23 protein-coding genes are annotated in these 20,730 nt (G+C 58.7%); 21 read left to right on the plus strand and 2 right to left on the minus strand.

Going from position 1 to position 20,730, the window contains the following annotated elements; translation table 11 throughout:
* Positions 1 to 79: 79 nt before the first annotated feature.
* Complete coding sequence (rpoS, locus tag BK658_RS11690; protein ID WP_054595931.1) at positions 80 to 1,084, plus strand: RNA polymerase sigma factor RpoS; 1,005 nt, start codon at positions 80 to 82, stop codon at positions 1,082 to 1,084.
* Between the two features lie 513 nt (positions 1,085 to 1,597).
* On the opposite strand, the gene fdxA is transcribed toward rpoS, so the two are convergent.
* Positions 1,598 to 1,921 carry a ferredoxin FdxA gene (gene fdxA / locus BK658_RS11700; RefSeq protein ID WP_019692115.1) on the minus strand — a complete coding sequence of 108 codons (324 nt, stop codon included), beginning with the start codon at positions 1,919 to 1,921 and terminating at the stop codon, positions 1,598 to 1,600.
* A gap of 142 nt (positions 1,922 to 2,063) precedes the next feature.
* A complete protein-coding gene (gene mutS, locus BK658_RS11705; protein ID WP_123582413.1) occupies positions 2,064 to 4,643 on the minus strand; it encodes a DNA mismatch repair protein MutS in 2,580 nt (859 codons plus the stop codon).
* Positions 4,644 to 4,842: 199 nt separating this feature from the next.
* Between mutS and BK658_RS11710 the strand changes: the two genes are divergently transcribed.
* The 20 genes from BK658_RS11710 to BK658_RS11805 all read left to right on the plus strand — a co-directional run bounded on the left by BK658_RS11710 (position 4,843) and on the right by BK658_RS11805 (position 20,699).
* On the plus strand, positions 4,843 to 5,577 hold the full coding sequence (locus tag BK658_RS11710) for an XRE family transcriptional regulator (protein ID WP_123582578.1): 735 nt from the start codon (positions 4,843 to 4,845) through the stop codon (positions 5,575 to 5,577).
* Positions 5,578 to 6,076: 499 nt separating this feature from the next.
* Positions 6,077 to 6,424: a phage holin family protein gene (locus tag BK658_RS11715; protein ID WP_123582414.1), complete on the plus strand. Its 348-nt coding sequence runs from the start codon at positions 6,077 to 6,079 to the stop codon at positions 6,422 to 6,424.
* A gap of 158 nt (positions 6,425 to 6,582) precedes the next feature.
* The gene (locus BK658_RS11720) at positions 6,583 to 7,107 is read left to right on the plus strand and encodes a hypothetical protein (protein ID WP_123582415.1); all 525 of its coding nucleotides are present in this window, start codon (positions 6,583 to 6,585) and stop codon (positions 7,105 to 7,107) included.
* Between the two features lie 21 nt (positions 7,108 to 7,128).
* Positions 7,129 to 7,740 carry a phage baseplate assembly protein V gene (locus BK658_RS11725; RefSeq protein WP_123582416.1) on the plus strand — a complete coding sequence of 204 codons (612 nt, stop codon included), beginning with the start codon at positions 7,129 to 7,131 and terminating at the stop codon, positions 7,738 to 7,740.
* A gap of 10 nt (positions 7,741 to 7,750) precedes the next feature.
* Positions 7,751 to 8,083 carry a GPW/gp25 family protein gene (locus tag BK658_RS11730; RefSeq protein ID WP_123582417.1) on the plus strand — a complete coding sequence of 111 codons (333 nt, stop codon included), beginning with the start codon at positions 7,751 to 7,753 and terminating at the stop codon, positions 8,081 to 8,083.
* A complete protein-coding gene (locus BK658_RS11735) occupies positions 8,080 to 9,075 on the plus strand; it encodes a baseplate J/gp47 family protein (protein WP_123582418.1) in 996 nt (331 codons plus the stop codon). The genes BK658_RS11730 and BK658_RS11735 overlap by 4 nt, the downstream gene beginning before the upstream one ends.
* Entirely contained in the window at positions 9,072 to 9,707 is a 636-nt protein-coding gene (locus BK658_RS11740) for a phage tail protein I (RefSeq protein ID WP_123582419.1), read from the plus strand. Before BK658_RS11735 ends, BK658_RS11740 begins: the two co-directional genes overlap by 4 nt.
* Positions 9,708 to 11,285, plus strand: a complete 1,578-nt coding sequence (locus BK658_RS11745) for a phage tail protein (protein ID WP_123582420.1) — start codon at positions 9,708 to 9,710, stop codon at positions 11,283 to 11,285.
* A 9-nt stretch (positions 11,286 to 11,294) separates the two neighbouring features.
* Positions 11,295 to 11,723 carry a tail fiber assembly protein gene (locus BK658_RS11750; RefSeq protein ID WP_123582421.1) on the plus strand — a complete coding sequence of 143 codons (429 nt, stop codon included), beginning with the start codon at positions 11,295 to 11,297 and terminating at the stop codon, positions 11,721 to 11,723.
* A 102-nt stretch (positions 11,724 to 11,825) separates the two neighbouring features.
* Positions 11,826 to 12,032, plus strand: a complete 207-nt coding sequence (locus BK658_RS11755; protein WP_123582422.1) for a hypothetical protein — start codon at positions 11,826 to 11,828, stop codon at positions 12,030 to 12,032.
* Between the two features lie 2 nt (positions 12,033 to 12,034).
* Positions 12,035 to 13,201, plus strand: a complete 1,167-nt coding sequence (locus BK658_RS11760; RefSeq protein WP_123582423.1) for a phage tail sheath protein — start codon at positions 12,035 to 12,037, stop codon at positions 13,199 to 13,201.
* Positions 13,201 to 13,707 (plus strand): phage major tail tube protein, encoded by a 507-nt coding sequence (locus BK658_RS11765; protein WP_123582424.1) that lies wholly within the window; start codon positions 13,201 to 13,203, stop codon positions 13,705 to 13,707. The genes BK658_RS11760 and BK658_RS11765 overlap by 1 nt, the downstream gene beginning before the upstream one ends.
* Before the next feature lie 93 nt (positions 13,708 to 13,800).
* Positions 13,801 to 14,388 carry a phage tail assembly protein gene (locus BK658_RS11770; protein ID WP_123582425.1) on the plus strand — a complete coding sequence of 196 codons (588 nt, stop codon included), beginning with the start codon at positions 13,801 to 13,803 and terminating at the stop codon, positions 14,386 to 14,388.
* A 293-nt stretch (positions 14,389 to 14,681) separates the two neighbouring features.
* Positions 14,682 to 16,643 (plus strand): phage tail tape measure protein, encoded by a 1,962-nt coding sequence (locus tag BK658_RS11775; protein ID WP_185019814.1) that lies wholly within the window; start codon positions 14,682 to 14,684, stop codon positions 16,641 to 16,643.
* Positions 16,643 to 17,026: a phage tail protein gene (locus tag BK658_RS11780; protein ID WP_123582427.1), complete on the plus strand. Its 384-nt coding sequence runs from the start codon at positions 16,643 to 16,645 to the stop codon at positions 17,024 to 17,026. Before BK658_RS11775 ends, BK658_RS11780 begins: the two co-directional genes overlap by 1 nt.
* Positions 17,019 to 17,231, plus strand: coding sequence for a tail protein X (locus tag BK658_RS11785; protein WP_123582428.1), 213 nt, complete (start codon positions 17,019 to 17,021; stop codon positions 17,229 to 17,231). Before BK658_RS11780 ends, BK658_RS11785 begins: the two co-directional genes overlap by 8 nt.
* Positions 17,232 to 17,240: 9 nt before the next feature.
* Complete coding sequence (locus tag BK658_RS11790; RefSeq protein WP_123582429.1) at positions 17,241 to 18,257, plus strand: phage late control D family protein; 1,017 nt, start codon at positions 17,241 to 17,243, stop codon at positions 18,255 to 18,257.
* Between the two features lie 182 nt (positions 18,258 to 18,439).
* Positions 18,440 to 19,024 (plus strand): phage tail terminator protein, encoded by a 585-nt coding sequence (locus BK658_RS11795; protein ID WP_123582430.1) that lies wholly within the window; start codon positions 18,440 to 18,442, stop codon positions 19,022 to 19,024.
* The gene (locus BK658_RS11800; protein ID WP_054595951.1) at positions 19,021 to 19,203 is read left to right on the plus strand and encodes a DUF2635 domain-containing protein; all 183 of its coding nucleotides are present in this window, start codon (positions 19,021 to 19,023) and stop codon (positions 19,201 to 19,203) included. The genes BK658_RS11795 and BK658_RS11800 overlap by 4 nt, the downstream gene beginning before the upstream one ends.
* Positions 19,203 to 20,699 carry a phage tail sheath subtilisin-like domain-containing protein gene (locus BK658_RS11805; RefSeq protein ID WP_123582431.1) on the plus strand — a complete coding sequence of 499 codons (1,497 nt, stop codon included), beginning with the start codon at positions 19,203 to 19,205 and terminating at the stop codon, positions 20,697 to 20,699. The genes BK658_RS11800 and BK658_RS11805 overlap by 1 nt, the downstream gene beginning before the upstream one ends.
* Positions 20,700 to 20,730: the final 31 nt, after the last annotated feature.

Raw genomic sequence — 20,730 nt, forward strand, 5'->3', positions numbered from 1 at the left:
AGAGGGAACAGGCTCCAGCGTTGCCAAGGATAAAGGCGTCGCTTGAGCTTGAGGTCGAACTCACCAAAGGACTATAACAATGGCTCTCAGTAAAGAAGTGCCGGAGTTTGACATCGACGATGAGGTTCTCCTGATGGAGACCGACGTCGCATCGGACGAGATGTCGAATGAAGGATCAGCTACGCCTTCAGTTCGCTCCAAATCCAGGCACTCCGCAACACTCAAGCAGCATAAGTACATCGACTACACCCGAGCGCTCGATGCTACCCAGTTGTACCTCAACGAAATCGGCTTTTCCCCCTTGTTGTCACCGGAAGAAGAAGTTCATTTTGCGCGCCTGTCGCAAAGTGGCGATCCGGCTGGGCGCAAACGCATGATTGAAAGCAACCTGCGACTGGTGGTGAAAATCGCCCGACGCTATGTCAATCGTGGGCTGTCGCTGCTCGACCTGATCGAAGAGGGCAACCTCGGCCTGATCCGGGCGGTGGAAAAGTTCGACCCAGAGCGCGGCTTCCGTTTTTCGACCTACGCGACCTGGTGGATCCGCCAGACCATCGAACGTGCAATCATGAATCAGACCCGGACTATCCGGCTGCCGATTCATGTGGTGAAAGAGCTCAACGTCTACCTTCGTGCAGCACGGGAGCTGACGCAAAAGCTCGATCATGAACCCTCGCCCGAAGAAATCGCCAACCTGCTGGAAAAACCGGTAGGAGAGGTCAAGCGCATGCTGGGCCTGAACGAGCGGGTTTCTTCGGTCGACGTCTCGCTGGGTCCGGATTCGGATAAAACCCTGCTGGACACCCTTACCGATGACCGCCCTACCGATCCTTGTGAGCTGCTTCAGGATGATGACCTGTCGCAGAGCATCGATCAGTGGCTCTCGGAGCTGACGGACAAACAGCGCGAAGTGGTGATCCGCCGCTTCGGCCTGCGCGGCCACGAGAGCAGTACGCTGGAAGACGTAGGCCTGGAGATTGGCCTGACCCGTGAGCGGGTCAGACAGATTCAGGTTGAAGGTCTGAAACGTCTGCGTGAAATCCTTGAGAAGAATGGCCTGTCGAGCGAGTCGCTGTTCCAGTAGCAGGAGCGCGTTCGCCTGATAACAATAAGCCCCGTCTGTTTCGGGGCTTTTTGTTATTCGCCGATTGATGTGCTGTTTAAGCTTTGTAAGAGCTATTCGGACGCTTTCGCAGGTTAACGTAAGCCATGGCTTACTCTTTCGTAAGTGTTCGGTTTTTCTACCGGGTAGTGGTCGTCTATCTTTGTTGTCTAAATTATGTAACTTATTGATTTATATTGATATTTTTTATAGGTAAACAGGTCGTTTCACTCGGATTCAGCCGTGGTAGGTGATTGCTCTTACCGGGGAACTCTTTAATATCAGCCCTGTGTCGACGGATAGACACAGCCATCAAGGATGATGGTCAAGGAACATCGCAAGGACGTGATTCATCAGGACGATGAAAAGGAACACAAGGAATAGGGAAAAAATGTGGGCGGGTCATACCGCCCCTTTTTTTGCCCGTAGAAAAGGATCGCAACCCCTGAAACGCAAAAAGGCCCGCAAGGGGCCTTTTCGAGATCGCAACAATGATCAGCGAGCGAGGTCTTTGATCTTGCCTTTAACGCCATCAAACTCTGCCGCGTCTGGCAGCGGATCTTTCTTCTCAGTGATGTTGGGCCAGATCTCGGCCAGTTCAACGTTCAGCTGAATGAATTCTTGCATCTCACTCGGGACTTCGTCTTCAGAGAAGATGGCCACAGCAGGGCATTCTGGTTCGCACAGGGCGCAGTCGATGCACTCATCCGGGTGAATCACCAGGAAGTTCGGGCCTTCGTAAAAGCAGTCCACCGGACACACTTCTACGCAGTCGGTGTACTTGCACTTGATGCAGTTGTCGGTGACGACGAAGGTCATTCTAATTCTCTCCTCAGGCGGCGGCGTGCTGCGCCCCTTCACGGTGGGGTCGCCAGGTTTGGGAGCGATAGTCTGCAGACCAGGCTATTTGCCTGCAGCATCCCAAACCGCGCGAGATTCTAACAGCTTGCAGGCAAGTGCGTTAGATCCGTGTCTTTAATGTATAGAGCATTTCGAGCGCCTTACGCGGGGTCATGTCATCCAGATTAAGCTTGGCAAGTTCATCGAGCACTGGATGCGGCAGGCTGGCGAACATATCGCTCTGCTGCGGCGCGACCTGTTTGCCTTTGGTTGGCTGCGCCGTTTCGTGAGGCAGTGCCGTCGCTTCCAGTCGCCCCAGATGCTCGCGAGCCCGCAGGATCACTTCGGTGGGGACGCCGGCCAGTTGCGCAACCGCCAATCCGTAGCTCTGGCTGGCAGGGCCAGGCAGTACGTGATGGAGGAATACGATGCGCTCGTTGTGCTCGGTGGCGTTGAGATGGACGTTGGCCACCAGCGGCTGGCTTTCCGGCAGTACCGTCAGCTCGAAGTAGTGGGTGGCGAACAACGTATAAGCGCGCAGTTGAGCCAGGCGCTCGGCTGCTGCCCAGGCCAGCGACAGACCGTCGAAGGTGCTGGTGCCACGGCCGACTTCGTCCATCAGCACCAGGCTGCGTTCGGTGGCGTTGTGCAAGATGTTTGCGGTTTCGCTCATCTCGACCATGAAGGTCGAACGACCACCGGCCAGGTCATCGCTGGAGCCGATCCGGGTGAAGATCCGGTCCACCAGCGACAATTCGCAACTGGCGGCGGGCACAAAGCTACCGATATGCGCCAGCAGCACGATCAGCGCGGTTTGCCGCATGTAAGTGGATTTACCGCCCATGTTCGGACCGGTAATCACCAGCATCCGCGTGCTGTCGTCCAGGCTCAGGTCGTTGGCCACGAACGGCGTGGTCAATACTTGTTCAACCACCGGGTGACGGCCCTGACTGATGCGCATGCACGGCTCGCTGACGAACCGTGGGCAGTTCAGGTCAAGGTTCAGCGCGCGCTCGGCCAGGTTGCTCAAGACATCGAGCTCGGCCAGTGCCGCGGCAGTGTCCTGCAGCGGTGGCAGTTGGCTGATCAGGTCTTCGAGCAGGGCTTCGTAAAGCATCTTCTCGCGGGCCAGCGCACGGCTCTTGGCTGACAGGGCCTTGTCTTCAAAGGCTTTGAGTTCTGGCGTGATGAAACGCTCGGCACCCTTGAGGGTCTGGCGGCGGATGTAATCGGCCGGCGCCTGCTCGGCTTGCTTGCTTGGCAGTTCGATGAAGTAGCCGTGAATCCGGTTGTAGCCGACTTTCAGGTTGGCCAGGCCGGTACGCGCCTTCTCGCGGGCTTCGAGGTCGATCAGGAATTGTCCGGCGTTTTCGCTCAGCGATTGCAGCTCGTCGAGTTCAGCGTCGTAACCGGTTTTCAACACGCCACCGTCGCGGATCACCGCCGGCGGGTTGTCGATGATGGCTTTTTCCAGCAGGGCGGCCAGCTCGGGATAGGTGCTGGTAGTCACGGCCAGTTGGTGAAGGTGTGGCGCCTCAAGCTCGGTCATCGCCACTTGCAGTTCTGGCAGGGCGCCGAGTGCGTCGCGCAGGCGAGCCAGGTCACGAGGGCGGGCGTTGCGCAGGCCGATACGCGCCAGAATCCGCTCGATGTCACCGATTTCTTTCAGCTGTGGTTGCAGTTTCTCGAAGCGGTAACCGTCGAGCAGACAGGTGATCGAGGTCTGGCGTGCCAGCAGCACGCTCAAGTCGCGCAGCGGGCGATTCAACCAACGGGTCAGCAAGCGGCTGCCCATGGCGGTCTGGCAACGGTCGACCACCGATTGCAGGGTGTTCTCGCGGCCACCAGCCAGGTTGGTGTCCAGCTCCAGGTTGCGACGGCTCGCGCCATCCAGCACCACGGTATCGTCCAGACGCTCATGACGCAGGCTGCGCAAATGCGGCAGGGCAGTGCGCTGGGTTTCCTTGGCGTAGCTCAACAGGCAGCCGGCGGCACCGATCGCCAGGGTCAGGTTCTCGCAACCGAAACCTTTGAGGTCCTGGGTGGAAAATTGCTGACAAAGACTTTTTAGCGCCGAATCACGCTCGAAATCCCACGGTGCGCGACGACGAACGCCACGACGCTTCTCGGCCGGCAAGTCTTTTGGCCAATCGTCGGGAATCATCAGCTCGACCGGATTGACCCGCTCCAACTCCGCCAGCAGGTTCTCCCAGCCTTTGATCTCCAGCACGCTGAAGTTGCCGCTGGTAATGTCCAGCACGGCCAGGCCGAACAGGCGTTCGTCACCCAGCACGGCGGCGATCAGGTTGTCGCGGCGCTCGTCCAGCAGTGCTTCATCGCTGACGGTGCCGGGGGTGATGATCCGTACCACCTGACGATCTACCGGACCTTTGCTGGTCGCCGGGTCGCCGACCTGTTCACAGATCACCACCGACTCTCCGAGCTTGACCAGTTTCGCCAGGTAACCTTCTGCGGCGTGGTAAGGAATCCCGCACATCGGAATCGCCTGCCCGGCCGACTGCCCACGGGCGGTCAGGGTGATATCCAGCAATTTGGCGGCCTTCTTCGCGTCTTCATAGAAGATCTCGTAGAAGTCACCCATGCGGTAGAACATCAACTGGTCAGGATGCTGATTCTTCAGACGCCAGTACTGCTGCATCATCGGGGTGTGGGAAGACAGATCGGAGAGTGCTTTATTCATCAGGTAATCAGGCGAATTCGTTGAAATGGGTGGGGCAAAGAGGGACATCGGCCCGGCTTTTCCGCGATGGGCGCAAGGTTACCATGGGCAGTCCGACCTACGCAGGGATGAAAGGCCCACTGCACATTTCTGCGGTTTATGCACTTGTTATGCAAAACAGCATTTGTCATCTTCGATAAGAACAAGCACTATGCGCGTTATGCAAAAACGCAATGTTTCTACCGTCTTAAGAGCGCTGCTCGATCAGCACGGGATCTCCCCCACGGAGCTTCACCGTCGCACCGGCGTGCCTCAATCTACCCTCTCGCGGATTCTCAGCGGGAAGATCGTCGATCCTTCGGATAAACACATCTCGAAGATCGCCGAGTACTTCCGTGTGAGCACTGACCAGTTGCGTGGCCGCGCCGATGTTGCGTCGGCCAATGTGCCTGCTCGCGAAGAGTCGCATTCGGAACTCAAGGACATAAGCCTGTGGGATGACGATACCCCCGTCGATGACGACGAGGTCTCGGTCCCCTTTCTTCGCGAGGTTGAATTGGCTGCTGGATCAGGAAGATTCGTCATTGAAGAAAGCGAGCGCTCAAGCTTGCGCTTCGGCAAACGCAGCTTGCGGCATAATGGCGTGCAGTTCGACCAGGCCAAATGCGTGACCGTGCGCGGCAACAGCATGTTGCCGGTGCTGCGTGATGGCGCCACGGTTGGGGTCAACGCCGGCAAGTCCGGGATTGGCGACATCGTTGATGGTGATCTATATGCCATCAACCATAACGGTCAATTGCGGGTGAAGCAGCTCTATCGTCTGCCAACCGGTATTCGTCTGCGTAGCTTCAATCGCGATGAACACCCGGATGAGGACTACACCTTCCAGGAAATCCAGGAAGAGCAGATCGTCATCCTCGGTCACGTCTTCTGGTGGGGCATGTACGCCCGCTAACGCTTGGCTGCCAGACAAAACCCGCTATCAAGCGGGTTTTTTTTCGCCTGATGAAAACCGTCCCACCCTTTGTTCACGGGGCTTTCATGCGCCTGTGCATTTTCAATGCATAAATAATTGCATTTATGCATTGACTGTATATGCATCCATGCATATTCTTTGTCCCAAGCCGCTCAACAACGGCTCGCAACGAAGCTCTTTAGTTCCACAGCAAAGGCAGCGATGAACCGGCCTCAACGGTTCAGAGGGTTGGCAACTGACCCGGGTGTGCAGCGTAAAGCACCGTAAGCAGTTATCCGGCGGACAGGGTCGCGGTCGGAGGAACAATTTGAATGGATCCGTACCGCGCCAGTAGCGCCGAAAGATCGGAAGGACCGTATTACTGAAAAGCCCGGGCGACCGGGCTTTTTGGAATGCCTACCTACCGTCAGGCACATCAAGAGACAACGATTGAACAGCACTCAAACCATCACCTATTTATCAACGCAGGAGGCGTGACATGACAAACGAGCAGCAAGCGTTGGCGGACATGCCTATCTGGCTAGTCATCGCTTTGGCGGTGGTCGGCGGGGTGTCCGGCGAAATGTGGCGCGCCGACAAGGAGGGCGCTCGCGGCTGGCCACTGTTGCGGCGCCTGGTGCTGCGCTCCGGGGCCTGCATGGTCTGCGGGGTGTCGACCATCATGCTGCTGTATGCCGCCGGCGTGTCGATCTGGACCGCCGGTGCTTTCGGTTGCCTCACCGCGATGGCCGGTGCCGACGTCGCCATTGGCTTGTATGAGCGCTGGGCGGCCAAGCGGATTGGCATCGATGAAGTGGCACCGCGTGATGCCGGCCAGGACCGCTAATGGTATCGGCAGCAAAGAGGATCACCGCTGAACAAGTCCAATGGACTGGCTGACGGGGGGCGTAGACAACGACCCCGACCTGCAAGGATGCGGGTCATCGGCGGTAATTTCCCTTAACTCAACAATTGACACTGTGACACTCGAACAGGAAACCGCTTATGTCTCCAAGCGCTATTAATAAACCCTCGGAGCTGATTCTCGCTATCGGTGAGGCACTTCGGCCGATTTATCCAGGCCTGAAGGTCGGGGGGTATCAGGATTTCGATGGTGTTGTCGATGATGCCTGGGTCCTGATCGCGATTCAGCGCGATGCCGCGGGCACCCGCGCCAACGATGGGCGTATCGCTCACGTCCTGACGATCTCGCTGCAAGGTGTGGTCGCCGGGAAGAGCGGGCATTCAGGGCTTGAGGCCTGCAACCTCGCCAGCGCACTGAAGGATATCGTCACGGATAACCGTTGGGGCGTATCGGGAGGGCAATGCGACTTGCCGATGAGTATCGAGGCAGTGCCGTCGACGTTTACCAGCGGTGAGCAGGTGTACGACGCATGGACGGTTTCGTTTTCCCAGACGTTGTACTTCGGTCCGCCGTTGCTCGATGAGCCAACGGGGACGCCAAAGTTCGCGTTCACCTCGCAAGTCTCGAACATCGACGATCCGGATCAATACACAGCGCTTGTGTAACAAGCACTTAAGGGGTGGCCCATGTTTGACGCTCTTCTACGTATGCAGCTCGGTCCGATCATTGAGCGTTTGGCTGAGATGGAGACCGAGTTCGAAGACCTGCACCGACGTGCCGACAGCTTCTGTCGCATCGGCGTGTGTGTAGAGGTCGATGCCGCCAGCAACACCTGCAAGGTCAGCCATGGGGATCTGCTGACGCCAGCGATCAGGTTCTTCAACCCGAGTGCTGGCGAACAGAGTGAATCGCGCATCCCTTCCGAGGGTGAGCAGTGCTTGCTGCTGAACTATGGCGGCGGCGATGGCGCTGGGCAGTCGGTCGCCTTGTTCGGCCTCAACAGCAACCGGTTCCCGCCGGTGTCGACCGTCGCCACGCTGACACGTCGTCGACACAAGGACGGCACCGAAAGCAGCTACGACGATGCGAGCCATGTCCTGAGCTGGACCAATGGACAGACGACGTTCAAGGGCTCGCGTGAGTCGGTCGAGTTGACCGTCGGCCCGGCCCGGCTGGCGCTGACCCCTGAGGCCATCGAGCTGAAACTGGGCGCGGTCGGTATGTTGCTCGACGCCTCTGGCGTTCACTTCCTCGGCCCTTTGGTGGATCACCAGGGGCGAGTCATCAGTACTGCATAAGGGGCTTCCCATGATTGGAGTCGATAGAAACACCGGGGCAGCGGTCGACGACTGGCTTCAGTTTGTGCAGCGCGCAACCCGCGCACTGACCACCCCGCTGGGCACTCGTCAAAAGCGCCCGCTGTATGGATCTCTGGTCCCTGATTTGCTGGGGCAGAACGTCGGCGACGACGTGCTGATCCTTGCGCAGAGCCATGCGGCACAGGCGTTTTACAACAAGATAAACGGTATCGATGATTTTCAGCCTGAGGTCATCGTCGCCAGTCGTCGAGGGGCGGGGCTGTTGTTGCGCTTCGCCGGCACCTGGGAAAACCGCAAACAGATATTCGAGGTCGTGACATGAGCATGCTGATACCCGGTCAAAACCAGTTGGCTGAGCCGGCGATTGTCACGGTCGAAGCGTTCGAGGTGCTGCTCGCAGAGTTCAAGGCGTTTGTCGTCGACTACGTGGCCGCCCGTTCACCGGAAACTGGCGCCAGGCTGCAAGTCAGCCTCGACAACGAAAGCGAGCTGCTGACCATGGCCCTTGAGGCCTTTTGTGTGCGACTGCAAACCCACGAACGCAAATACAACGCTCGCATCAAGCAGATGCTTGCGTGGTGGGCGACCGGCAGTAACCTCGACGCCCGCCTCGCGGACATGGGGCTTGAGCGCCAGTTGCTGGACCCGGGAAACCCGGCGGCATTCCCGCCGATTCAACCCACTTATGAAAGCGACGACGATGCCCGGCTGCGTTATTACCTGGCGCCTCATGCGCCAGCAGCGGGTTCGCGGATGCAGTATCGCCGCGAGGTGTTCACCCTCGGCGAACGGCCCGCAGTGAAGGTCGAAACCACGGCTCCGGGCGTGGTGACGGTTACCTACAGCTTTGATCCGGATGGCTACGCGGCACAGGTCAAGGATGGCAACGGGCGCCGAACAGCGCCTGGCGAGGTGAGGGTCACTGTGCTGTCGCGAGAGGCTGATGGCACGCCGTCTGCGGACCTGCTGGACGGGGTTCGCCGGCACTTTGCCCGCCCTGACGTGAGGCCCGAAACGGATCTCGTCACGGTGCAGGCCGCCGAAATCAAGCGCTACAAAATCCGGGTGATCGCGAAGATCAACGCCGGACCGGATTCGGGTTTGACCAAGGTGGCCGCTGAGCAGCAATTGCAGGCGTATGCCGATGTGTGCCATCGGCTGGAAGGGCGGGTCGATCCAAGCTGGATCGATTACACGATACATACCGCCGGCGCGGTACAGCTGGAGATCCTCGAGCCAGTGGAGCCCATCGTGACCACGGCCTTCCAGGCACCGTACTGCACGGGCGTCGAGGTTGAGGTACTCACGCTATGAGTGATCAAACTTCTCGTCCGAGCCTGTTGCCGGCGAACAGTTCGCCGCTGGAAAAAGCGCTTGATCTCGGGTTCGGTCAATTGCTCGATCGCATCGCTCTGCCGTTCCCCGAGCTAATGGACCCAGCCAACACGCCGTTGGCGTTCCTGCCGTATCTCGCGGCTGATCGTGGGGTCGCTGAGTGGAGCTCTGAGGCGCCCGAGGCTGAAAAGCGTTTAACAGTAGAACTCGCGTGGTCAACCGCCCGGCAAGCCGGTACGCGAAAGGCTCTGGAGAACGCCGCCAAGGGTTTGCAATTAGTGCCCGAGATTCGCGCATGGTACGAGCAGACCCCGCCAGGCCAGCCCTATAGCTTTTCCGTGAGGGCCTTTACCCAGCAACCCTACAGCGAAGAAATCGACGCGCGTCTCGATCGACGTCTGGGGGACGCAAAGAGCGAGCGCGACACCTTGTCGGTGTCTGTGGGCTTGAGCGCGTTTGGCAACCACGTTATCGGCGCAGCCACCGTGTGCGGTGAGCTGACCACGGTTTATCCGATTGTGATCGAAGGGCTTGAAGCCTCGGGTCAGGCCTTTATGGCCGCCGGGCTCTACGCCGTCGAAACATCCACTATTTATCCTCAGGGGTCCTAAATGGCCGACTATTACACCCTGCTCACGAATGCGGGGATCGCCTACGAAACTGCCTGCAAGGCGGCGGGCGTGCCGATCAAGTTGTCGCAGATTTCGGTCGGTGACGGCGGTGGCGCGGTTTACAACCCGGCCGCGACTGACACAGCACTCAAGCGCGAAGTATGGCGCGGGCCACTCAATGCGCTGTTCCAGGACGAGAAAAATCCCAGCTGGTTGCTGGCCGAAGTCACGATTCCGCCCGAAGTCGGCGGCTGGTATGTGCGCGAGGCCGGGCTCTGGACCGATACCGGCATTCTGTACGCCATCGTCAAATACCCGGAGTCATTCAAGCCGGTACTGGCGACGTCGGGATCGGGGAAAGAGTTTTATATCCGGTCGATTTTCGAGACCAGTAATGCTTCGTTGGTGACGTTGCTGATCGACGATACGGTCGTCAAGGCGACGCGGGCCTGGGTGTCGAGCTATGTTGCCGACGAGCTCGCGAAGCTCGACAGAAAGCAGTCTGTGCGAGTGGCAACGACGGCCAATATTGTTTTGAGTGGTGCGCAGACGCTTGACGGAATCGCGGTCGTTGCAGGCGATCGGGTTCTTGTTAAATCCCAAGTCTCCGCGAAAGAAAACGGCATTTATGTCGCCGCAAATGATGCATGGGTGCGCGCTAAGGATGCCGATACGAGCGCCAAGGTAACCTCGGGATTGACTGTCCCGGTAGAGGAGGGTGCGACGCTCGCCGATACGACCTGGCAATTGGTCACGGACGGCGCGATTGTGCTGGGCACTACAGCGCTGACTTTTCAGAATGTCACCCAAGGGTTTGCGCCTCTCAACTCGCCAGCGCTGATCGACCCAACTGCAAATACCCCGCCTCGGTTTGATACTACCAAGAAGCTTGTAACGACTGAGTGGGCTAGAACCAGAGGATTTGAGCTTAATGGTTTCTATGTATTCACCGCCGCATTAACCGGTATTGCGGCGCACATTGGCGGCATGGTTCACGCTTATGGGAGTGGTCCAGCTTCTTACAGTATTCCTGACTCGGTGGCGAATGGTGTTCTGCCAGGTGCCGTTATTCGTTTGCAGAACTGGTCAATCGCGAGTCTGACCCTAGTGACTCAGGGGACGGACAAGATGCAGGAAAGTCTCGCCGTAGCGTCTAGTTCTGCCAATCGATCGATTCCCCCTGACACTTACATAGACATTACTTTCATTGGTAACGGGATATGGTTGCTGCTGGGGACTGGGGTATTTGGTGCTACTGCCCCCTTTGCTGCATCGCGCAGTGCTACGGGCTGGCAAAAACTGCCAAGTGGAATGATTATTCAGTGGGGGACAGTTAGTGGTGTAGCGCAGCAAGCCGCTATGACGTTCGCTGTTGCATTCCCTAACATGTGCGTTGCTGTTTCAGGGATGGTTCTTAATCCTGCTAATGTGAATGCACCCTATGTACTTACCGCAACAAACCTTACAAAAACAGGGTTTTCCGCGAACAGGACATTTAACTCAAACTTCAATGGGTCCAGCTCGCTAGGTGGTGGATACGCAGTAGAAAATGCCACTTATATTGCTATTGGCTTCTAAGGATTGATCATGTTCTATTCAGCAGATACTCGTGGTTTCTATAGTCGCGAAACCCACGGTGGCACTATCCCGCTCGATGCTGTTGAAATAACAGATGAGCAATATGGGGCGTTACTTGAAGGCCAGTCTATTGGCAAGCTAATTACGGGCGGCGAAGACGGCTATCCGGTGCTGGTCGATCCGCCTCCGCAATCCCCTGAGTTTTTCACCGCGATTGAGCGAGCGTGGCGTGACGGGCAGCTTGCAGTTACTGACGGTGTTGTTTCGCGTCACCGTGACGAACTGGAGGAAGGCTCGGAAACCACATTGACTCCGGCGCAGTACGCCGAGCTTCAAGCGTACCGCAGAGCACTGCGTAACTGGCCGGAGGCAGGTGAGTTCCCGTTGATCGAGCATCGTCCAGCAGCTCCGCCTTGGATGGCTGAGAAACTTCAATAAACGCCCCGCACTGACGGGGCGTTTTCTTTTCCGCTGCGCATAACGCGGCACATTCCTAACAGCCTCGCTCATGCGGGGCTTTTCGTTTCTGGAGATCCTGAAATGGACAACCGTAAAAGCTACACCGTGCTCCTCCCATTCCCCACCGGTGGTGGCCATTGGTCGAGTGTCGGCCAACAGCTTGACCTGCTTGACGTTGAGGCCTCTGCGCTGCGCAGCGCTGGCCGTCTCGAGCTAACCAGCGTCCTCGAGGCCGAGGCCACCCCAACCACCCCGGCCCAAACGGCCACCATCGAGAAGGTTGAATAACCATGGCTGAGGTTTTGAACTTCGAGCACAACGGCATCACCGTCAATGCCACCGAATCCCCCGAGGCCATGGGTGGCCTCGGTGACAACGTCATCGGTCTGGTCGGCACGGCGCCGAACGCCAACCCGCTGATCCCGAAAAACACCCCGTTCCGCATCAACAGCTTTACCACCCACGCGCAGCTCGATCCGACTGGCGCCGAGGCGGGCACGCTGTATCAGGCGGTTTACCAGATCCTGAAAGTGGTCAAGGTGCCGGTGTACGTGGTCATCGTCGAAGAGGGCGCGACCCCGGCCGACACCCTGAACAATGTGATTGGCGGCAACGAAGCGCTGACCGGTCGCAAACTGGGCCTGGCCGCATTGAGCGGTGTGCCTGAAGACCTGACCATCATCGGTGCCCCGGGCTTTACCGGCACCAAGGCGGTGGCCAGCGAGTTTGCCTCGTTTGGCAAGCGCATCAAGGCCCGTGTGGTGCTTGATGGCAAGGACGCCTCGGTCGCCGATCAGGTGACCTACAGCGGCGAACTGGGCGGTGCGGACCTCGGTTTCGACCGTTGCCTCGTCGTGCACAACATGCCTGCGGTGTACTCCAAGGCGGCGAAGAAGAATGTGTTCCTGGCACCGTCGAGCCTGGCCATCGCGGCACTCGCCAAGGTCAAGCAATGGGAAAGCCCAGGCAACCAGGTGACCTACGCCGAGGACGTTTCGCGGACCGTGGAATACAACATCCTCGACACCTCGACCGAGGGCGATCTGCTCAACCGCTACGGCATCAGCTACTACGCCCGGACCGTCCTCGGCGGGTTCTCGCTGCTGGGTAACCGCTCCATCACCGGCAAGTTCATCAGCTACGTCGGCCTGGAAGATGCGATCAGCCGCAAGCTGGTCAAGGCCGGCCAAAAAGCCATGGCCAAGAACCTGACCAAGTCGTTCATGGATCAGGAGGTCAAGCGCATCAACGACTGGCTGCAAACCCTGGTCGCCGACGAAACCATCCCTGGCGGCAGCGTGTACCTGCACCCGGAATTGAACAGCGTCGAGAAGTACAAAAACGGCACTTGGTTCATCGTCATCGACTACGGCCGCTACGCGCCGAACGAACACATGGTTTACCAACTCAACGCCCGCGATGAAATCATCGAGCAGTTCCTGGAGGATGTTCTCTAATGTTTACCAACCGCGTAAGACAGGCCATCGCGGCCACCCTGCAAGGCCTGCCGTTGTCGGCAACGGTGGAAGATTTCACCCCGCCGAAGATCGATTTCGACATGGAACCGATGACTGGCGGGCGCTTTATCGCCGAGGAAATGGCCAAGAGCGGCAAAGTGCTCAACGCTACGTTGAACCTGCAAGGTACTGGCCCGGAAATCATGCTGGCGCTCGGTGTGAAACTGGGTGAAGACATCCTGTTGAATGTCCGCGAAGCCGGTCAGGACCAGGATGGCAACACCTGGTTCACCTATCACACCGTGGGCGGCAAGCTGAAATCCCTGGGTGAGGCCAAGCTGAAGATGGGCGAAAAATCCATCACAACGCTGGAGCTGTCCTGCCGCACCTACAACCGTCTGGAGAATGGCATCCCGGTGATCGACATCGACGTGCGCACCCAGAAGTTCGTGCTCAATGGCGTCGACATTCTCGGCGATGCCCGCCGCGCCGTGCTGCTGCCTTAAGCGACCGCAACACTTTCCTGTATCGCCGCCTTCACCTGCTGGTTTTCCGGCTTGCTGCGGGCGGCTTTTTTGTATGAGCAAGGAATTCATTTCATGTCCTGGATGCCGCCTAAACATGTCCTGTTGTCGCCGATTACCGGTGACGATGAGTCGCAGATCGAGCAGATCCAACTCAAGCCGCTGTACTACGCCGCGCAGAAAGAGGCGCTGGCCCGCGCCGGCGAGGATGAGGACGATCAGTTCTTCGAACTGGCCAAATTGGCCACCGGCCTGTCGGTCAAGGAACTGGATCAGCTCAAGCGCCCGGACTACGTGAGCATTGCTCAGTACGTGCACGAAATGTCGACCCGCCCGGCGTCGTACTTTCTACAGCAGGCTACCGAGGCTGACTCAGCGTCCGACGACGATCCCGATCAGGTGCAACTGCTGCAACCGCTCAATGTGGCGGGCCGCAGCATGACTTCGTTGACCCTGGAAATGCCGGTGCTGCGCGCCACCAAAGCGATGAAAAAACTGAAAACGGCCAAGGAACGCGCCGAGTTCATTACCGCTCACTGCACCGGCCTGATGCTTCCCGATCTGGCCTTGCTGACCGTGCCCGACTGGACTCAGTTGCAGGTACGCATCGACGATTTTTTAAACAAACCGGCGGACTTCTTTCGGAACGCGACATCGAAGTAATCCTCGATGTGGTGCCGCTCATTTACCCGGTAAGTGAGGCGGAAATTCTGGAGTGGGACGCTGGCAAGGCATTGCGCCGCTACGACATCGCGATCACTCGCCTTGGCGTGAAACAGGAGTAGAGCGGGATGGCAGAGAGTAAGTATTCGCCGCCCGATGCGGAGATTAATCGCATTGAGCGACCGCAACTCGGCAGTGCATCTGAAACGCCGGGGCTTGTCGGTTTCACTGATCCCTTGTCGGGACTGGACCTGGCACTGACCACCGTCAGCCTCGACATTCGTTTGTTGGCAGTGGAGCAGGTCAAGCTACGTGAAACCCTGGCGTCGTTGAACGGTGCCTTGTCATCGCAGCAATCGCTGCTCAAGGCGAATGCTTCCGTGCCGGCGTCAAGCAGCGAGCCAAAGTCAAAGCTCAAGGCTGAGATTGACCAGCGTACACCGCCTGATTCTCTCAAGTCCGCCATGGCGATTGAGTTGGCGATGGTCGAGCTCAATCAGGTATTGAAGCTGGATAAAAACCAACTTCAGAAGCTGTCGGATGCCAACCAGAAAATGGCTACTGACAAGCAGGTTGCGCCAAGCGGGGCAACGGCCGTGCAGCTGGCGCAGGTCGAACTGGCGGCGGTGAAGGGGGGCATCGGGAAAGGTCTCGATTCGGCAAAGAGTCAGGACGAGTTGCTGAACTTCACTCGCGATAGCGCGGTGACGGCGTCGGCATTCAATCTCGACGTCAAGGCCGCCAGCGAGATGCTGCTGGGCTGGCGCACTTCGATGAATCTGGATCGGGGACAAAGCCTGAGCCTGGCGGATGCGACCAATCACCTCGGCAACAGTGGCCTGAATGTCAAAGCCGCTGATATCGGCTCTGTACTGCAGCAGAGTGGTGAAGCTGGCATCGCTTCGGGCTTGACCCCTGAACACGTGGCGGCCCTCGCGGCGGCGTTCTTGAACAGCGGTGTGGACAAGTCCGGCGCCGGTGTGGCTTTGAAAAGTTTTACCACAGGGTTGGCCAAGGGGGACGCGGCTTCACCGGAGCAACGTTCGGCTTGGGCTGAACTGAATGCTGAGCTGGATCCTGAACGGGGTCTTGAACTCAATTCCAAGACGGTGGCCGATGGCCTGCGCACGGACCCGCTTGGAACAATTAACCTGGTGCTTGAAGCACTGAAGAAAAAACCTGCCGAAGAACAGCAGTCGCTGACGAAGACACTATTCGGCGATAACGCGGGAATTCTTGACCTGCTGAAGAAGCCGGAAGATGTTCAGAAGGCTATTTTGCTGGTGTCCGAGCGGACCAAAGACGGGGCGTTGCCGAAATACGAAGGCTCCGTGGCGACAACCGCCGAAGCGCTGGGCGGAACCGCGCAAGCACGATGGAATGCTCATGATGCAAGCCAGACCCGTCTGTCTTCGGCGGTTGGCAACGCAGTGATGCCGGTGACTGACGGTTTGACGGCCTCCCTCGATACGGTGACTGATGGTTTGAGTTCGCTGGCAGAAGGGTCCCCAAAGGCCGCTGCCGGGATTGTTCTCACGGTCGCTGCCGTCGGATCCCTGCTGACCCTTCTTGGCAGTGCTGTGTTGTCGGAGGCGCTTTCGAGAGTGGGCAAGAAAGTCCTCAATCAGGCTGCCGCGCGCCTGCCCGATAGTGTGGGGGATGTGCTTGCCGATGTTGATGAAGGTGGTGGCAAGGGTAAGGGCAGCAAGCAAAGAAAGTCCCTTGCAACCAGAACCAAACCCCCAGGCCTGGGACGCCGTTTGATGGGGACCGCGGCCAAGGTCAAACCCTTGGTCGGTAAAGTGGCTGCACCGCTGATGGTGCTCAGTGCCGGATACGATGCGTACAAAGGATTGCGCGACGGGGATGACAAGGCTGTTGGCGGTGCCGTCGGCGAGCTGACTGGAACTGTTGTGGGGGCGACGATTGGGTCGTTTTTACTGCCGGGTATAGGTACGGCAATCGGCGGTGCTCTTGGCGGTATGGCCGGTTCCTGGCTGGGTGAAAAACTCGCAGCGCCTGCCGACAAACTCCCCCCTCCGGATCAGGCTGCCAAAGACCTGACCAACGCCCAGACGAGCAATCAGCAGAACACGGTTAACGCGAACATCTACATCAATGGCCAGGATCAGGCCAGCGCCAGTCAGTTGGCGAACCTGGTGGTGCAACAGATTACGGGCCAATTCGGGTTAATGACCATGCCCAACTCACTCGCCATGCGAAGTGACGCGGCCCTGACCGATGGAGGTACGTAATGCGTCAGCAAATGGTGTTGGGCAGTTTCATTTTCGGCCTGTCCAGAAACTTCGCTTACCACAGCCTGGTGCGCACATCGGACGGCGGCTGGAAGAGCATCGACATTCTCACCAGTAAACCCAAATCCAGTCAGATCGGCCAAGGCCTGCAAAGTCTGACGATAACGGGCAAGTCGATGTACGCGACGGCCATGGATCGGCTCGATGAGCTGCGGGCATTGCAAGCGCTGCGTACCCCTTTGCCCTTGGTTGATGGCATCGGCCGCAATTGGGGGCTGTGGCAGATCAACAAGCTGTCGGAGACCCAAAGTAACGTCATTGATGACGGTACCGCGATGGTGGTCGACTGGATAATCGAATTGACGGAGTTCGCCAATGCGTAGGGTTCGAAGTATCGCCGGTGACTCGGTGAATCTGTTGCTCTACCGCGAGCTCAATCGTTGCGACGATGCGGCCGAAGAGGCGCTATGGCGCCTCAATCCGACGCTGGCCGAGCAGGGTCCTGTATTGCCTGCGGGTGTCTGGGTGGTTCTGCCGGAGCTTGACTCAAAACCCGTTGCACCCATACCGGTTTCGGCCTGGGATTAAGGAGGCAACATGTCACTTGGTTTCACGCCAGCGGTGGAAATTTACGGCGCGAACTCGGCGTTGCTCAACGAACGGTTGATCTCCTGGCAGCACGTTGATGCGGCGGGGATAGAGTCCGATCAACTGACACTCACGATCAGTCTGGAAGGGCTTGAAGGGTTGCCCAGCCTCGGTGGGAAAATCGGCCTGCGGGTCGGTTATCTGGAGTCGGGGCTGGTGGATAAAGGCGAGTTCGTCATTACCCGGCGCACGCCGACCCTGTTTCCACTGCGTCTGACGCTGGTGGCCACGGCGGCGCCGTTCAGTGCGGGGGATCAGACCGGGTTCAAGCAGCGCCGATCGGTCAGTCATGGTCCGACGACCTTGGGGGCGCTGTTTCGTGAGTTGACGTCCAGGCACGGTTTTTCTCCTCGTGTGGCCCCGGACCTGTCACTGATAAAAATCGAGCACATCGATCAGTCCAACGAGACGGACATGGGGTTTCTGACCCGACTGGCCTACCTTCACGACGCTGTCGCCAAGCCGATCAACGAGCTGTATGTACTGGCACGGCGGGGGCAGGTGAAATCGTTATCGGGCAAGGTACTACCAGACGTCAAGCTGTCGGTAACGACTAACAACCGTCCAGGCGATCAGTCTTTTATTTCCGCCACCTTGGATGAAACCGCCCGGGCGAAGTACCAGGGTTGCAAGACCAGTTGGTGGGACGCGGCGGCCGGCAAAATGCGTGTGGTCGAGAGTGGTATCGCGCCGTTCAAGACGATGCGTCAGCGCTACCAAAGCGCAAGCGATGCACAGGCCGCCGGCGAAGGCGAGGTCCGCCGGATGATGCGTGAAGCACTCAAGGTGAAGATCGACTGCCCCGGCAATCCACAATTGTCCGCCGAAGGGCTGGTGCTGCTGGATACCACCTGGCCCGATTTCATGCGCGGGCGTTGGTCGATTGACAAGGTTACGGCCAGCAGCAATCGCGAGAAGAGTTACCGCTGCACGATCGAGGCGACCTGCCTGGACGCCAAGGCATAACACCCATCACTGACTCGGGTCGACTGCGATGTATTGCTGAACGCATTCCCTGTGGGAGCGAGCCTGCTCGCGATAGCGGTGTGCGAGTCAACATCAATCCCGAATGTCAGGCCGCCATCGCGAGCAGGCTCGCTCCCACAGGTTCCTGACTGGCATCTTTCATTCAATTCTGGAGCGCCTCCATGAAGATCACGCCGATCCTCACGCAGTTGCGTGAGCAATGCCCCAGCCTTGCCAACCGTGTCGCTGCGGGCATTGATCTTGAATCACTGCAAACCAACACACCGCTGCAAACCCCTTGTGCCTACGTCGTGCCGCTCGCCGATCTGGCGAGCAAAAGCGTGGCGCAAAACCTGATGTTGCAACCGATCCGCGACCGTTTCGAAGTGACCCTGGTGCTCGACACCACGGACGCTACAAAAGCGCTGGATCTGTTGCACGACCTGCGCGCCGAACTCTGGCGCGCACTGGTGGGTTTCAAGCCCGGTAACGACTACGACGTCATCGGCTATGACGGCGGCGAACTGGTTTCCATCAACAGCAGCCGTGCGCTGTATCGCTTGCGCTTTTTTACCGAGTTTCAGCTCGGCCGCAATCTGCCAGGTCAACCGGCGGAAAGCTGGCACGAGCGTGAACTGGACGGCTTGTCGTCCTTTACCGGGGTGACCGTGCGGGTCGATGCGATCGACCCGGCGGACCCCAACCTGAAACGTCCGGGGCCTGACGGGCGCCTGGAACTGACTTTCTCTGGAGACGTAAAGCAATGAGCAAACGCATCACTGTGCTGCCGGCCGAAGGCCGTGCCGTGCCCGACCCGGAAGCGGGCGATCTGTTGCCTCTCGAAGGCCGTGAAGTGCCGGACAACGCCTGGTGGCGTCGACGTCTGGCCGATGGCGATATCACTACCAAAGCCGTGGAAGCGGCAACACCACAGGGAGCCAAATAATGGCGATCGGATTTAGCAACATTCCTGCGGACATTCGTGTTCCGCTGTTCTACGCCGAGATGGACAATTCGGCAGCCAATAGCGCGTCGTCGGCCATGCGCCGGTTGATCGTCGCTCAGGTCAACGACAACGTCGCCAGCGCCGAGGTCGGCAAACTGGTGCTGGTGTCCAGCGTGGCGCTGGCCAAAAGCATCGGTGGTCAAGGCTCGATGCTGGCCTCGATGTACGAGACCTGGCGCAAGACCGACCCGGTCGGTGAAATCTGGTGCCTGCCGGTGCATAACACCGTGGGCAGCATTGCCAAAGGTGTGCTGACCCTGACCGGCACCGCAACGGAAAGCGGTGTACTCAACCTGTATGTCGGCGGCGTACGTGTTCAATCGGCTGTCGTTAATGCGGCAACGGCGGCTCAGGCCGCAACTGCACTGGCCTTGAAAATCAACGCCAGCGCCGACCTGCCGGTCACCGCCGCTGCGGTTGAAGGCGTGATTACCCTGACTGCCAAATGGACTGGTGACAGTGCCAACGACATCAGCCTGCAGTTCAATCGCCTGGGTAAGAGCAACGGTGAAGACACACCGGCTGGCCTGACCACTGCCATCACCCCAATGGCCGGTGGCGCTGGCGTGCCGGATCAGGTGGCGGCCGTCGCTGCACTGGGCGATGAGCCGTTCGAGTTTATCTGCATGCCGTGGACTGACACTGCGACCCTCAATACCTGGCAAGCCGTCATGGATGACAGCGTCGGGCGTTGGTCGTGGGCCAAGCAATTGTTCGGTCACGTCTACACCGCCAAACGCGGCACCGTTGGCACCCTGGTCGCCGCCGGCCAAACCCGCAACGACCAGCACATGACCATTCAGGCGCTGGAGTTGGGTGTTCCTCAACCGTTCTGGGTTCAGGCGGCCGCACTGGCTGCGCGGACCTCGGTGTTCATCTCTGCCGACGCCAGCCGTCCGACTCAAAGCGGCAGCCTGTCGGGCGTCGAACCGGCTCCGGCCAGTGAGCGTTTCACCCTGACCGAGCGCCAGTCGCTGCTCAACTACGGCATCGCTACCGCGTACTACGAAGGCGGCTACGTGCGCATTCAGCGGGCGATCACCACCTATCAGAAAAACGCTTACGGCCAGGCAGACAACTCCTACCTGGACAGCGAAACCATGCACCAGTCGGCGTTCATTGTGCGTCGCCTGCAAAGCGTGATCACCAGCAAGTACGGTCGCCACAAGCTGGCCGCCGACGGCACCCGTTTCGGTGCCGGCCAGCCGATCGTGACCCCGAGCACCATTCGCGGTGAGCTGATCGCCCAGTACGCCAAGCTCGAACTGGAAGGTCACGTCGAGAACGCCGAGCTGTTCGCCGAGCACCTGATCGTCGAGCGCGACAGCCAGGACCCGAGCCGCGTCAACGTGCTGTTCCCGCCGGATTACATCAACGGCTTGCGTGTGTTCGCGCTGCTCAACCAATTCCGTTTGCAGTACGACAACGCGGCCTGAGTGCCGCGTTTCACTGTATGAGTTCAGCCCA

The organism is Pseudomonas brassicacearum, assembly GCF_003732175.1.
Taxonomy (GTDB): Bacteria; Pseudomonadota; Gammaproteobacteria; order Pseudomonadales; family Pseudomonadaceae; genus Aquipseudomonas; species Aquipseudomonas brassicacearum_G.

Excerpts from the sequence above, each read along its gene's own strand:
- rpoS (WP_054595931.1), top strand. The coding sequence starts at position 80 with ATGGCTCTCAGTAAAGAAGTGCCGGAGTTTGACATCGACGATGAGGTT.
- fdxA (WP_019692115.1), bottom strand. The coding sequence starts at position 1,921 with ATGACCTTCGTCGTCACCGACAACTGCATCAAGTGCAAGTACACCGAC.
- mutS (WP_123582413.1), bottom strand. The coding sequence starts at position 4,643 with ATGAATAAAGCACTCTCCGATCTGTCTTCCCACACCCCGATGATGCAG.
- BK658_RS11710 (WP_123582578.1), top strand. The coding sequence starts at position 4,843 with ATGCAAAAACGCAATGTTTCTACCGTCTTAAGAGCGCTGCTCGATCAG.
- BK658_RS11715 (WP_123582414.1), top strand. The coding sequence starts at position 6,077 with ATGACAAACGAGCAGCAAGCGTTGGCGGACATGCCTATCTGGCTAGTC.
- BK658_RS11720 (WP_123582415.1), top strand. The coding sequence starts at position 6,583 with ATGTCTCCAAGCGCTATTAATAAACCCTCGGAGCTGATTCTCGCTATC.
- BK658_RS11725 (WP_123582416.1), top strand. The coding sequence starts at position 7,129 with ATGTTTGACGCTCTTCTACGTATGCAGCTCGGTCCGATCATTGAGCGT.
- BK658_RS11730 (WP_123582417.1), top strand. The coding sequence starts at position 7,751 with ATGATTGGAGTCGATAGAAACACCGGGGCAGCGGTCGACGACTGGCTT.
- BK658_RS11735 (WP_123582418.1), top strand. The coding sequence starts at position 8,080 with ATGAGCATGCTGATACCCGGTCAAAACCAGTTGGCTGAGCCGGCGATT.
- BK658_RS11740 (WP_123582419.1), top strand. The coding sequence starts at position 9,072 with ATGAGTGATCAAACTTCTCGTCCGAGCCTGTTGCCGGCGAACAGTTCG.
- BK658_RS11745 (WP_123582420.1), top strand. The coding sequence starts at position 9,708 with ATGGCCGACTATTACACCCTGCTCACGAATGCGGGGATCGCCTACGAA.
- BK658_RS11750 (WP_123582421.1), top strand. The coding sequence starts at position 11,295 with ATGTTCTATTCAGCAGATACTCGTGGTTTCTATAGTCGCGAAACCCAC.
- BK658_RS11755 (WP_123582422.1), top strand. The coding sequence starts at position 11,826 with ATGGACAACCGTAAAAGCTACACCGTGCTCCTCCCATTCCCCACCGGT.
- BK658_RS11760 (WP_123582423.1), top strand. The coding sequence starts at position 12,035 with ATGGCTGAGGTTTTGAACTTCGAGCACAACGGCATCACCGTCAATGCC.
- BK658_RS11765 (WP_123582424.1), top strand. The coding sequence starts at position 13,201 with ATGTTTACCAACCGCGTAAGACAGGCCATCGCGGCCACCCTGCAAGGC.
- BK658_RS11770 (WP_123582425.1), top strand. The coding sequence starts at position 13,801 with ATGTCCTGGATGCCGCCTAAACATGTCCTGTTGTCGCCGATTACCGGT.
- BK658_RS11780 (WP_123582427.1), top strand. The coding sequence starts at position 16,643 with ATGCGTCAGCAAATGGTGTTGGGCAGTTTCATTTTCGGCCTGTCCAGA.
- BK658_RS11785 (WP_123582428.1), top strand. The coding sequence starts at position 17,019 with ATGCGTAGGGTTCGAAGTATCGCCGGTGACTCGGTGAATCTGTTGCTC.
- BK658_RS11790 (WP_123582429.1), top strand. The coding sequence starts at position 17,241 with ATGTCACTTGGTTTCACGCCAGCGGTGGAAATTTACGGCGCGAACTCG.
- BK658_RS11795 (WP_123582430.1), top strand. The coding sequence starts at position 18,440 with ATGAAGATCACGCCGATCCTCACGCAGTTGCGTGAGCAATGCCCCAGC.
- BK658_RS11800 (WP_054595951.1), top strand. The coding sequence starts at position 19,021 with ATGAGCAAACGCATCACTGTGCTGCCGGCCGAAGGCCGTGCCGTGCCC.
- BK658_RS11805 (WP_123582431.1), top strand. The coding sequence starts at position 19,203 with ATGGCGATCGGATTTAGCAACATTCCTGCGGACATTCGTGTTCCGCTG.